Raw genomic sequence first — 10,201 nt, 5'->3', positions numbered from 1 at the left:
TGCTGCGTCGCGTTTCGTTTGCGGCGTCAGCTGAGGAGGCGAACTATAGCGAAGCCCGCCAGCCGCGTCAACACCCGCAAACGTACTTTTTGACACCAAAACGGCAAGCCCTTGATTCCACAGCAACCCCGCCGCCAAGAAAAATGCAAAAGGTTGGCCGCAATGTTTGCGGCCAACCTTTGGTAGCGGATCCAGCGCGTAAATTACGCGTGATAAGCGGTGACGCGTTCCACTTCTTCCCTAGAGCCAAGGAATACCGCCACCCGCTCGTGCAGACCGTTAGGCTGGATATCGAGAATACGCTGGTGACCGTTGGTTGCCGCGCCGCCGGCCTGCTCGATGATAAAGGCCATCGGATTGCCTTCGTACATCAGTCGCAGCTTGCCCGGCTTGCCCGGGTCGCGCGCATCCTTCGGATACATGAACACCCCGCCACGCACCAAGATGCGATGCACTTCGGCCACCATTGAGGCGACCCAGCGCATATTGTAGTCCTTGGCCAATGGGCCTTCCTGACCGGCCAGCAACTCGCCGATGTAGCGCTGCACCGGTGCTTCCCAGTGCCGCTGGTTGGACATGTTGATGGAGAATTCCTTGGTGGTTTCCGGCACCTGCATGCGCGAGTTGGTCAGCACCCACGAACCCAGCTCACGGTCCAGCGTGAAGCCGTACACGCCCTGACCGAAGGTCAGCACCAGCATGTTCTGCGGACCGTATAGCGCATAACCGGCGGCTACCTGGCGGCTACCCGGCTGCAGGAAGTCCTGCTCGGTTGGCTGCTCGTTGCCCTCCGGTGCTTCCAGCACCGAGAAGATGGTACCAACCGAGATGTTGACGTCGATATTGGAAGAACCATCCAGCGGATCGAACAGCAGCAGATAACGGCCGCGCGGCATGTGATCCGGGATCGAGTGCGGCAGCTCCATCTCTTCGGAGGCCATGGCGCCGAGGTTGCCACCCCACTCGTTGGCTTCCAGCAGGATGTCGTTGGCGATCACGTCCAGTTTTTTCTGTGCTTCGCCCTGCACGTTGCCGGTGCCGGCATCGCCGAGCACACCAGCCAGCGCGCCCTTGTTGACGGAGTGGGCAATGGCCTTGCAGGCACGAGCCACGGTTTCAATCAGCAGCCGCAGGTCCGGCGGCAATGCGCCGTGCTGGCGCTGTTCTTCGATCAGGAAGCGGGAAAGGGAGATACGGCTCATCGTTGTCCTCGTATCGCAAGGTAGGTGAAAAACGGCAATGGGCAAAGTTTACCATCGCCCTTCTGCCATCGGGGGTGTTACCTGCGAACTACATGAATTGACAAAGAAAAACGCCCGACTTGGGCGACGCGTGCACTCGATGCACGCACCAGTCGGGCGTTGACAGGGTCAGGCAGTCAGACTCAGGTGTTGAGTTCCTTGGCCAGGTACAGCCAGGTTTCCACCACGGTGTCCGGGTTCAGCGAGATGGTCTCGATGCCCTCTTCCACCAGCCACTTGGCGAAGTCCGGGTGATCGGACGGGCCCTGCCCGCAGATACCGACATACTTGTCGAGCTTGCGGCAAGCCTGGATCGCCAGGTGCAGCATGGCTTTCACTGCTTCGTTGCGCTCGTCGAAAGTAGTAGCAATCGGGCCGCCGGAGTCGCGATCCACGCCCAGGGTGAGCTGGGTCATGTCGTTGGAGCCGATGGAGAAACCGTCGAAGAACTGCAGGAACTTCTCGGCCAGAATGGCGTTGGTCGGCAGTTCGCACATCATGATCAGGCGCAGGCCGTTTTCGCCGCGCTTCAGGCCGTTGGCGGCCAGGATCTCGATCACTTTTTCGGCTTCGGCCAGGGTACGCACGAACGGGATCATCACTTCCACGTTGGTGAGACCCATCACGTCGCGCACTTTCTTGATGGCGCGGCATTCCAGCTCGAAGCAGTCGCGGAAGCTGTCGGCCACGTAACGCGCGGCACCACGGAAGCCCAGCATCGGGTTTTCTTCGTGCGGCTCGTACAGCTGGCCACCGATCAGGTTGGCGTACTCGTTCGACTTGAAGTCGGACATGCGCACGATGACCTTTTTCGGATAGAAGGCCGCGGCCAACGTCGATACGCCTTCGGCGATCTTGTCGACGTAGAAGTCGACCGGGCTGGCGTAACCGGCGATGCGATCGGTAATGGTCGCCTTCAGGTCGGCCGGCAGGGCATCAAACTCCAGCAGCGCTTTCGGGTGGATACCGATCTGGCGGTTGATCACGAACTCCATGCGCGCCAGACCCACACCTTCGTTCGGCAGCTGCGCGAAGTCGAAGGCCAGTTCCGGGTTGCCGACGTTCATCATGATCTTGACCGGGGACTTCGGCATCTTGTCGAGCTCCAGCTCGATGATTTCCACGTCCAGCAGGCCGTCGTAGATGTTGCCGGTGTCGCCTTCGGAGCAGGATACGGTCACCTGCATGCCGTCGCGCAGCAGGTCGGTGGCGTCGCCACAGCCGACTACGGCAGGAATACCCAGTTCACGCGCGATGATCGCAGCGTGGCAGGTACGGCCACCACGGTTGGTCACGATGGCGGCGGCACGCTTCATCACCGGTTCCCAGTCCGGGTCGGTCATGTCGGTCACCAGCACGTCACCGGCCTTCACCTGATCCATCTCGGACGCGTCCTTGATCATGCGCACGGTGCCCTGACCGATCTTCTGGCCAATGGCGCGGCCTTCGACCAGCACGGTGGACTTGTTCTTCAGGCGATAACGGCGCAGGGTGTCCTTGCGGTCTTCCTGCGACTTCACGGTTTCCGGACGCGCTTGCAGGATATACAGCTTGCCGTCGGTACCGTCACGGCCCCACTCGATGTCCATCGGGCGGCCGTAGTGTTTTTCGATGATCAGCGCGTAGTGGGCCAGTTCTTCCACTTCCGCGTCAGAGATCGAGAACTGTTTTTGCAGTTCCGCTGCCACGTCGACGGTTTTCACCGAGCGGCCCGCTTGCGACGCGTCGGTGAACTCCATCTTGATCAGCTTGGAGCCCATATTCTTGCGCAGTACTGCCGGACGGCCGGCACGCAGAGTCGGCTTGTGGACATAGAACTCGTCCGGGTTCACCGCACCTTGCACCACTGTCTCGCCCAAACCGTAGGAAGAGGTGATGAAGACCACGTCTTCGAAGCCGGATTCGGTATCGATAGTGAACATCACGCCGGCAGCGCCGCTATCGGAACGCACCATGCGCTGCACACCAGCCGACAGTGCCACCACATCGTGGGCAAAGCCTTTGTGTACGCGATAGGAGATGGCGCGGTCGTTATAGAGGGAAGCGAAAACGTGCTTCATGGCGTCCTTGACGTTGTCAAGGCCACGAATGTTCAGGAAGGTTTCTTGCTGGCCTGCGAACGAGGCATCGGGGAGGTCTTCTGCGGTTGCAGAGGAACGGACTGCGACGGAAATATCGGCACCACCGGCATCGGCGACCATTTTGTCCCAGGCAGTCTTGATGTCTTCATCAAGCTTGGCCGGGAATGGGGTGTCGATAATCCATTGCCGAATTTCCTTGCCGACGCGGGCCAGTTCGGTGACATCATCGATATCGAGTTTGCCAAGGGCTTGGTTGATTCGGTCGGCGAGGCCATTGTGCTGCAAAAAGTCACGATAGGCGTCTGCAGTAGTTGCAAAGCCTCCCGGTACTCGCACGCCGGAGTTTGCCAGCTGACTGATCATTTCGCCGAGAGAGGCATTCTTGCCGCCTACTTCTTCAACGTCGGTCATGCGCAGCTTCTCGAACCAGATGACGTAGTTCTCTGCCATCACTTCACTTCCTGTATGTGGATTGGACGATAGGGATAGCGCATTCTAGCCGAACAAGTCGCTGTTTGCGTAGCTACTTCTGCACTGCACAACACGGGGTTTGCCCTGACTCAAGGCACAATGCCGCTTTCTGGTGTTCCGCCCTGCACCATAATGTCGCAGTTTTGCCGACTGCCGCTGTAGTCGGCAAACTACAGCGCTCCACCGGCAGGTGCCGCGCTTGCGGCTTGCATCCGCCGCCGCCTGCCCGCAGACTTGCCGCTGTAGACCGCCACTGGACATTTGCAGGAAATCACCATGCCGCATCGCCGTTCCGTTTTTTTTGTTTCCGACCGCACCGGGATCACCGCCGAATCACTCGGAAACACCCTGCTGACGCAATTTGATGCCCAAGAGTTCAAGCGTGAAACGGTGCCGTTTATCGATACCGTGGAGAAAGCGCAGGAGCTGACACGCCAGATTGACGAAGTCGGCGCCACCGATCACCTCAAGCCGCTGGTCTTTACCAGCATCATCAAGGCCGATGTCCGCGCCGCACTGCAGATCAGCCACGCGCTGGTGATCGATTTCTTCGAGACCTTCATCGGCGAGCTGGAACGCGAGCTGGGTGAAAAAGCGACACTACAGCTGGGCAAGGCGCATGGCATGAGCAACGAAGCGGAATACGATCACCGCATCGAGGCGGTGAACTTCTCGCTCAACCACGACGACGGCGTGAAACTGAAGGATCTGGCCGAGGCCGACGTGATCCTGATCGGCGTGTCGCGCTCCGGCAAGACGCCGACCTGCCTGTATCTGGCGCTGCAATACGGCATCAAGGCGGCCAACTATCCGCTGACCCCGGAAGACCTCGACAGCCCGACGCTGCCGAAAATGCTGCTGCCGTACCGCAGCAAGATGTTCGGCCTGACCATCGATCCGGCACGACTGCACTACATCCGCTCCGAACGCCGTCCCGATTCGCGCTACGCCAGCATGGACAACTGCCGCCGCGAGGTGAACGAGGCCGAGTCGATGTTCCGCCATCATTCGGTGCCGTTCATCAGTACCACGCACAAGTCGATCGAGGAAATCGCCTCCACCATCATGCACAAGGCGCACCTCAACCGCCGCTTCTAAAAACGGCTTGACGCCCGCAGCAATGCCGTGATCTGATGAAAAACATGACTACCAAACCCGCAACCGCAGCTTTCTTTTTTTCCTGGTGGCGCCTCTGACGGCGGCACCGCGGTTGCGTACGTAAAGCAAACCCGGGAGCAGCCGACAAGGCGCCCGGGTTTTTTGTTGCACTACCCTCCCCTGCGCCAAGTCGGTCTCCCGCAAAATAACGGAGATCAGCATGGACATCCTCAGTACCGTATCCAGTAACGACATCATCCTCACCGGTGACCGCACCACCGGCCAGCTGCACCTCGGCCATTATGTCGGCTCGCTGCGTAACCGCGTCATCCTGCAGGAGCGCTGCCAGCAATTCCTGCTGCTGGCCGACGCACAGGCGCTGACCGACAACATGGGCAACTACCTGAAGGTGCGCGACAACGTGCTGCAGGTGGCGCTGGACTACCTCGCCGTCGGCATCGATCCGGCCAAGAGCACCATCTTCATCCAGAGCCTGGTGCCGGAGCTGATGGAGCTGGCCTCCTACTACCTGAACCTGGTCACCGTGTCGCGGCTGGAACGCAATCCGACCATCAAGGACGAGATCAAGCTGCGCGGCTACGAGCGCGACATCCCGGCCGGCTTCCTCACCTACCCTGCCGCCCAGGCCGCCGACATCACCGCGTTCAAGGCCACCATCGTGCCGGTCGGCGCCGACCAGATCCCGATGATCGAGCAGACCAACGAGATTGCCCGCCGCTTCAACAGCAGCGTTGGCCGCGAGGTGCTGGTCGAGGCGCGGGCGGTGGTGCCAACCGCCGGCGCACGCCTGCCCGGCATCGACGGCAAGGCCAAGATGTCGAAATCGCTGGGCAATGCGCTGCCGCTGTCGGCCAGCCCGGACGAGATCAGCCACGCGGTGAAGATGATGTACACCGACGCCAATCATCTGCGCGTCGATGATCCCGGCCAGGTCGAGGGCAATGTGGTGTTCGCCTATCTGGACGCCTTCGAGCCGGACAGCGCGCTGGTGGCCGATCTCAAGGCGCGCTACCAGCGCGGCGGCCTCGGCGACAGCGTGATCAAGAAACAGCTGGAGGAACGGCTGCAGGCGCTACTGGCCCCGATCCGCACCCGCCGCGAACACTACGCGCAGGACCCGGCGCAGGTGATGGCACTGCTGAAGGAAGGCACCTACAAGGCACGCGCGGTGGCAGCGCAGACGCTGGCGGAAGTGAAGGCGGCCATGGGCCTCAACTACTACTGAACACAGCCTGCGGCCAAGCTTGCCAGCGTTGGCCGCGACCAGCACACCCCTAAGCGGCGCCTGCAGCCAGCAGGCGACCGGTCATCACCAGCGCGGGAGAGACATCATGGAATGGGTTTACCAGTGCCGTAACTTGCAGGAAGTCCGCGACCAGATCGACACTCTGGATCGCGCCATCGTCAGCCTGATCGCCGAACGCGGCCTGTACGTGCAGCAGGCGGCCGATTTCAAACAGCCCGGCGACGGTGCGGAAGACGGCAAGCGCCGCGACCAGGTGATGCGCCGCGTCACCCGCCTTGCCGGCGAGCTGGGTGCCGATGCCGCGCTGACCGCGAAGATCTACCGCGAGATGATCGGCCACTTCAGCGAACGCGAGCGCGCGGCACTGCTGGCGGCGCTGCCGGACGGTAACGCCGCATGAGCGCGCCACGCTTGCCGGCGCAGTGCCGCGACATGGCGGAAATCCGCAGCGAGATCGACCGCATCGACCAGCAGGTGATCGCGCTGCTGGGCGAGCGCTTTCGCTACGTCAAGGCCGCCACCGCGTTCAAGCACAGCGCCGACGCCGTGCGCGCCAAGGCGCGCTTCGACAGCATGCTGGCGCAACGCCGCGTGTGGGCCGAGCAACAGCAACTGTCCGCCGACGTCATCGAGCGGCTGTACCGCGAGCTGGTGAACTACTTCATCGCCGAGGAACTGGCGGCATGGCAGGCGCAGCAGCCAGCCAGTGACTGAGCGGCCGGCCAGCGGCGCGGACTTACTGTGCGACCGGGCCGGCCGGTAGCGGCAGCAGCTTGCCCATCGCGCTGGCGCCCTGCGCCGCGTGCTCCGGCAACAGCTGCATGCCGAGCCAGACGCCGCCGACGATCAGCAGCACCACCAGCCCGCCCTTCCAGATGAAGCCGAACGACCAGTCCGCCTCGGCGCGGTGCCGCAGTGCGAACAGGAAGGACAGCGGCGGCAGGAAGAAGGTCAGCGAACCCCACACGATGCGGCCGTGGTTGAAGGCCGCCATCGTCGCGCCCAGGCAGCCGAGGTAGAACACCACCACGGCCACGGAAAATACCAGACCGATCAGCGCGACCAGCCCCAGAATCAGCATGCTCATTGTTTGTCAGCTCTTAAAAGTCAGTTGCAGGCCATCGTACGCCACCGCCACCCCCGGCGGACACTGCGCCGACAGCGCGTGATATTCCAGCTGGTGCGTCATGTGGATCAGGAAGGTCTGCCTTGCGGCCAACCTTTGTGCCCACTCCAGCGACGCCGCCAGATGCAGGTGCGAAGGGTACGGCTCCGGCCGCAGGCAGTCGAGGAATAGCGTGTCCAGCCCGGCCAGCAGCGGCAGGCTGGATTCGGGAATGTCGGACACATCGGTCAGCCACGCCACATCGCCGATGCGCCAGCCCAGACACGGCCAGCCGCCGTGCTGTAGCGGGATCGGCGTCACCGTCACGCCGTTGATGGTCAACGGCGCCGTCACCAGCTCGGTGTGCAGCACCGGCTTGTCCCACACCGGCGATGGCGGCGCCAGCGCGTAATCGAAGCGGCGGCGGATGTTGTCGAGGGTGAACGCATTGCCGTACAGCGTGATCGGCCCCTTTTTCACGTAGCAAAAGGCGCGCAGGTCGTCGATGCCGTTGAGGTGATCGGCATGCGGGTGGGTGTACAGCACCGCGTCGACGCGGCTGATGCCCTCGCGCAGCGCCTGCTGGCGCAGGTCGGGCCCGGTGTCGATCAGCACGCCGGCGTCGCCGATGCGCACGTAGGCGGAGCAACGGGTGCGCCGGTTGCGCGTATCCGTCGAGCTGCAGGTAGGGCAGCCGCAACCGATGGCCGGCGTGCCGCTGCTGGAGCCGCAACCGAGGACTGTCCACTGCAGCTTGCTCATCGTCATCGCCTCAACCCTGTCCCGCGACGCGCTGCGCCTTGGCGAACAGGCGGAAGAAATTGTCGGAGGTTGCCGCCGCCACCGCCTCGAACGACAGGCCGCGCAGCTCGGCGATATGCGCCGCCACGTGCTTGACGAAGGCCGGCTCGTTGGTCTTGCCGCGAAACGGCACCGGCGCCAGGTACGGCGAGTCGGTTTCCACCAGCAAGCGCTCCAGCGGCACCTTCTGCGCCACCTCCTTTACCACCGCCGCGTTCTTGAAGGTGACGATGCCGGACAGCGAGATGTAGAAGCCCAGATCCAGCGCGGCACGGGCAGTGTCCCAGTCTTCAGTGAAGCAGTGCATCACGCCACCGGCCTGATCGGCGCCGTGCTCACGCATCATGCGCACGGTATCGGCGGCGGAAGAACGAGTGTGGATCACCAGCGGCAGGCCGGTGCGGCGCGCGGCGCGGATATGCACCGCGAAGCGCTCGTGCTGCCACGCCAGATCGCCCTGGCACCAGTGGTAGTCGAGGCCGGTCTCGCCGATACCGACCACCTTCGGGTGCGCCGCGTGCGCCACCAGCTCGTCCTCGCTGAATTCCTCCGCCTCCGGGTCATCCGGGTGGATGCCGACGGTGGCGAACAGGTTGGCGTGCGCCTCGGCCAGCGCCAGCACCTCAGGGTACTTCGGCCGGCTGACGCCGATCACCATCGCGTGGCTCACGCCGTTGGCGGCCATATTGGCCAGCACTTCCGGCATGCGCGCGGCAAGGTCGGGGAAATTGATATGGCAGTGCGAATCGACCAGCATGATGGGCTTCCAAAAAAATTGCGGCCAACGTTGGCCGCAACAGATTGACAGCAGAAATTGTAGAAGATTGCCCACTGCTTGTGAACTTGCCTGCTCACCGCGGGCAGCTCTCCATATCTACTGCTCAGAAAAAGTCGTTCTGGAGATTGCTACGCATCCTGACCAGCTCATCGCTCAGTTGCGGCAGCGCCCTGCCTTCCGCCGGCATGACCCGATACAAGCGGAACAGGTTACTGCTCTTCGTTTCATACAGTTCGGTAATGTACAGTTTTGTGCTGCCTTGGCTATCCGCCTGGAACAGCATATCGCCATAGGCATTTTCGACAGCGCTGTAGATATCGGACCGCTTCGTCTCCAGTGCCGGGCTGCCTACCCGTACCGCGAGACAAGACATGCGCTGATTTCTGGCTTCGAGAATGTCCTGATAGACATAGTCTTCGCTTTTCTGGCACACCGGCAGAATATTGTTCAGATACTCGGTACGGACACGGCGGTAAAGGCTGAGGTCAAGCCGCATGAACTCATTCAGGCGCTCGGCATTGAATTTGCCGAGATAAAGATAACCGGTAGCTACACCCCGCCCGGAAATCGGCGAGCCGACTTCGTCAACCGTATCCAGATAATAGCCGCTATGCAGCACCTGCCAGGAGCTGCCCAGCTCAAGCGGCTTGCTGCCCAGTGTCAAGCGGCTCAGCTCGGTACCTTTCGGCAGGGCTTGCACGAACTTGTCCCCTTGCTCCTTGGCCGAGTCAAAAAAGCCGAAGTCGACACGGACTTCCGTTGCCTGTGCGCCTCCCATCAATGCCAACAGCGCCAGCGCGCCAATGAAGCGTTTCATTTTTCCCCCTTTCCGGTGTTGTGCACCGGCTCATCCCACATGATCAATATTCAGCCTGTTTTTCTGTTGCCATTGCCTTGCCACAGAAAAACCAAAATGAATATTATTTCAAAAAGGGGAAAAACAAAACAATTTAAACCAAAAGCATAAATCGCAAGGGAAAATTACATGGTATGCGTCGGCCGCGTCGAGTTCAGCGCGCCGCCGAGCAGGCTCTCGATCTTCAGCCGCGCCTGCTTGCAGGTTTCGTCGGCGGCGAATTCAATGCCGATGCCCTGGTTGCGGTTGTTGTTGGCGCCGGCGGGGGTGAGCCACGCCACCTTGCCGGGGATTGCCAGCTTCTGGGTGTCGTCCAGCAGCGTCAGCAGCAGGAACACCTCGTCGCCGAGATTGTAGTCGCGGTTGGTCGGCACGAAGATGCCGCCGTTACGCAGGAAGGGCATGTAGGCCGCGTACAGCGCGCTGCGTTCCTTGATCGACAGCGACAGCACGCCGGGGCGGCTGGCGTCGGGCTTGATCTCGACTGCGTTATCCATGCTGGT

Annotated in this window: 11 protein-coding genes; 4 read left to right on the top strand and 7 right to left on the bottom strand. The window is 61.8% G+C overall.

What is annotated here, in order from left to right; translation table 11 throughout:
• Nucleotides 1–203 precede the first annotated feature (203 nt).
• The gene (locus NOM55_RS16980; protein WP_255909828.1) at nt 204–1,202 is read right to left on the bottom strand and encodes a class 1 fructose-bisphosphatase; all 999 of its coding nucleotides are present in this window, start codon (nt 1,200–1,202) and stop codon (nt 204–206) included.
• Nucleotides 1,203–1,384: 182 nt separating this feature from the next.
• On the bottom strand, nt 1,385–3,772 hold the full coding sequence (gene ppsA, locus NOM55_RS16975) for a phosphoenolpyruvate synthase (protein WP_255909827.1): 2,388 nt from the start codon (nt 3,770–3,772) through the stop codon (nt 1,385–1,387).
• Nucleotides 3,773–4,069: 297 nt separating this feature from the next.
• Here ppsA and NOM55_RS16970 point away from each other — a divergent pair, with 297 nt between their 5' ends.
• The 4 genes from NOM55_RS16970 to NOM55_RS16955 all read left to right on the top strand — a co-directional run bounded on the left by NOM55_RS16970 (nt 4,070) and on the right by NOM55_RS16955 (nt 6,872).
• Nucleotides 4,070–4,891 (top strand): pyruvate, water dikinase regulatory protein, encoded by an 822-nt coding sequence (locus NOM55_RS16970; protein ID WP_047967859.1) that lies wholly within the window; start codon nt 4,070–4,072, stop codon nt 4,889–4,891.
• A 220-nt stretch (nt 4,892–5,111) separates the two neighbouring features.
• Nucleotides 5,112–6,137: a tryptophan--tRNA ligase gene (gene trpS / locus NOM55_RS16965; RefSeq protein ID WP_255909825.1), complete on the top strand. Its 1,026-nt coding sequence runs from the start codon at nt 5,112–5,114 to the stop codon at nt 6,135–6,137.
• 106 nt (nt 6,138–6,243) lie between these two features.
• Nucleotides 6,244–6,558 carry a chorismate mutase gene (locus tag NOM55_RS16960; protein ID WP_255909823.1) on the top strand — a complete coding sequence of 105 codons (315 nt, stop codon included), beginning with the start codon at nt 6,244–6,246 and terminating at the stop codon, nt 6,556–6,558.
• Nucleotides 6,555–6,872, top strand: coding sequence for a chorismate mutase (locus tag NOM55_RS16955; protein ID WP_255909821.1), 318 nt, complete (start codon nt 6,555–6,557; stop codon nt 6,870–6,872). The genes NOM55_RS16960 and NOM55_RS16955 overlap by 4 nt, the downstream gene beginning before the upstream one ends.
• A gap of 22 nt (nt 6,873–6,894) precedes the next feature.
• Here the strand turns inward: NOM55_RS16955 and NOM55_RS16950 are convergent, their stop codons facing one another.
• The 5 genes from NOM55_RS16950 to NOM55_RS16930 form a co-directional block, all read right to left on the bottom strand.
• A complete protein-coding gene (locus NOM55_RS16950; protein WP_255909819.1) occupies nt 6,895–7,245 on the bottom strand; it encodes a hypothetical protein in 351 nt (116 codons plus the stop codon).
• Nucleotides 7,246–7,251: 6 nt separating this feature from the next.
• Nucleotides 7,252–8,025 (bottom strand): MBL fold metallo-hydrolase, encoded by a 774-nt coding sequence (locus NOM55_RS16945; RefSeq protein ID WP_255909817.1) that lies wholly within the window; start codon nt 8,023–8,025, stop codon nt 7,252–7,254.
• Between the two features lie 10 nt (nt 8,026–8,035).
• Complete coding sequence (locus tag NOM55_RS16940; protein ID WP_255909815.1) at nt 8,036–8,821, bottom strand: TatD family hydrolase; 786 nt, start codon at nt 8,819–8,821, stop codon at nt 8,036–8,038.
• A 124-nt stretch (nt 8,822–8,945) separates the two neighbouring features.
• Nucleotides 8,946–9,659 (bottom strand): hypothetical protein, encoded by a 714-nt coding sequence (locus NOM55_RS16935; RefSeq protein WP_255909813.1) that lies wholly within the window; start codon nt 9,657–9,659, stop codon nt 8,946–8,948.
• 164 nt (nt 9,660–9,823) lie between these two features.
• Nucleotides 9,824–10,195, bottom strand: coding sequence for a PilZ domain-containing protein (locus tag NOM55_RS16930; RefSeq protein WP_047967842.1), 372 nt, complete (start codon nt 10,193–10,195; stop codon nt 9,824–9,826).
• Nucleotides 10,196–10,201 lie beyond the last annotated feature (6 nt).

This window comes from Vogesella sp. AC12 (assembly GCF_024437575.1).
Lineage (GTDB): Bacteria > Pseudomonadota > Gammaproteobacteria > Burkholderiales > Chromobacteriaceae > Vogesella > Vogesella indigofera.
This window is presented reverse-complemented; position numbering and strand designations above follow the sequence as displayed.

Excerpts from the sequence above, each read along its gene's own strand:
- NOM55_RS16980 (WP_255909828.1), bottom strand. The coding sequence starts at position 1,202 with ATGAGCCGTATCTCCCTTTCCCGCTTCCTGATCGAAGAACAGCGCCAG.
- ppsA (WP_255909827.1), bottom strand. The coding sequence starts at position 3,772 with ATGGCAGAGAACTACGTCATCTGGTTCGAGAAGCTGCGCATGACCGAC.
- NOM55_RS16970 (WP_047967859.1), top strand. The coding sequence starts at position 4,070 with ATGCCGCATCGCCGTTCCGTTTTTTTTGTTTCCGACCGCACCGGGATC.
- trpS (WP_255909825.1), top strand. The coding sequence starts at position 5,112 with ATGGACATCCTCAGTACCGTATCCAGTAACGACATCATCCTCACCGGT.
- NOM55_RS16960 (WP_255909823.1), top strand. The coding sequence starts at position 6,244 with ATGGAATGGGTTTACCAGTGCCGTAACTTGCAGGAAGTCCGCGACCAG.
- NOM55_RS16955 (WP_255909821.1), top strand. The coding sequence starts at position 6,555 with ATGAGCGCGCCACGCTTGCCGGCGCAGTGCCGCGACATGGCGGAAATC.
- NOM55_RS16950 (WP_255909819.1), bottom strand. The coding sequence starts at position 7,245 with ATGAGCATGCTGATTCTGGGGCTGGTCGCGCTGATCGGTCTGGTATTT.
- NOM55_RS16945 (WP_255909817.1), bottom strand. The coding sequence starts at position 8,025 with ATGAGCAAGCTGCAGTGGACAGTCCTCGGTTGCGGCTCCAGCAGCGGC.
- NOM55_RS16940 (WP_255909815.1), bottom strand. The coding sequence starts at position 8,821 with ATGCTGGTCGATTCGCACTGCCATATCAATTTCCCCGACCTTGCCGCG.
- NOM55_RS16935 (WP_255909813.1), bottom strand. The coding sequence starts at position 9,659 with ATGAAACGCTTCATTGGCGCGCTGGCGCTGTTGGCATTGATGGGAGGC.
- NOM55_RS16930 (WP_047967842.1), bottom strand. The coding sequence starts at position 10,195 with ATGGATAACGCAGTCGAGATCAAGCCCGACGCCAGCCGCCCCGGCGTG.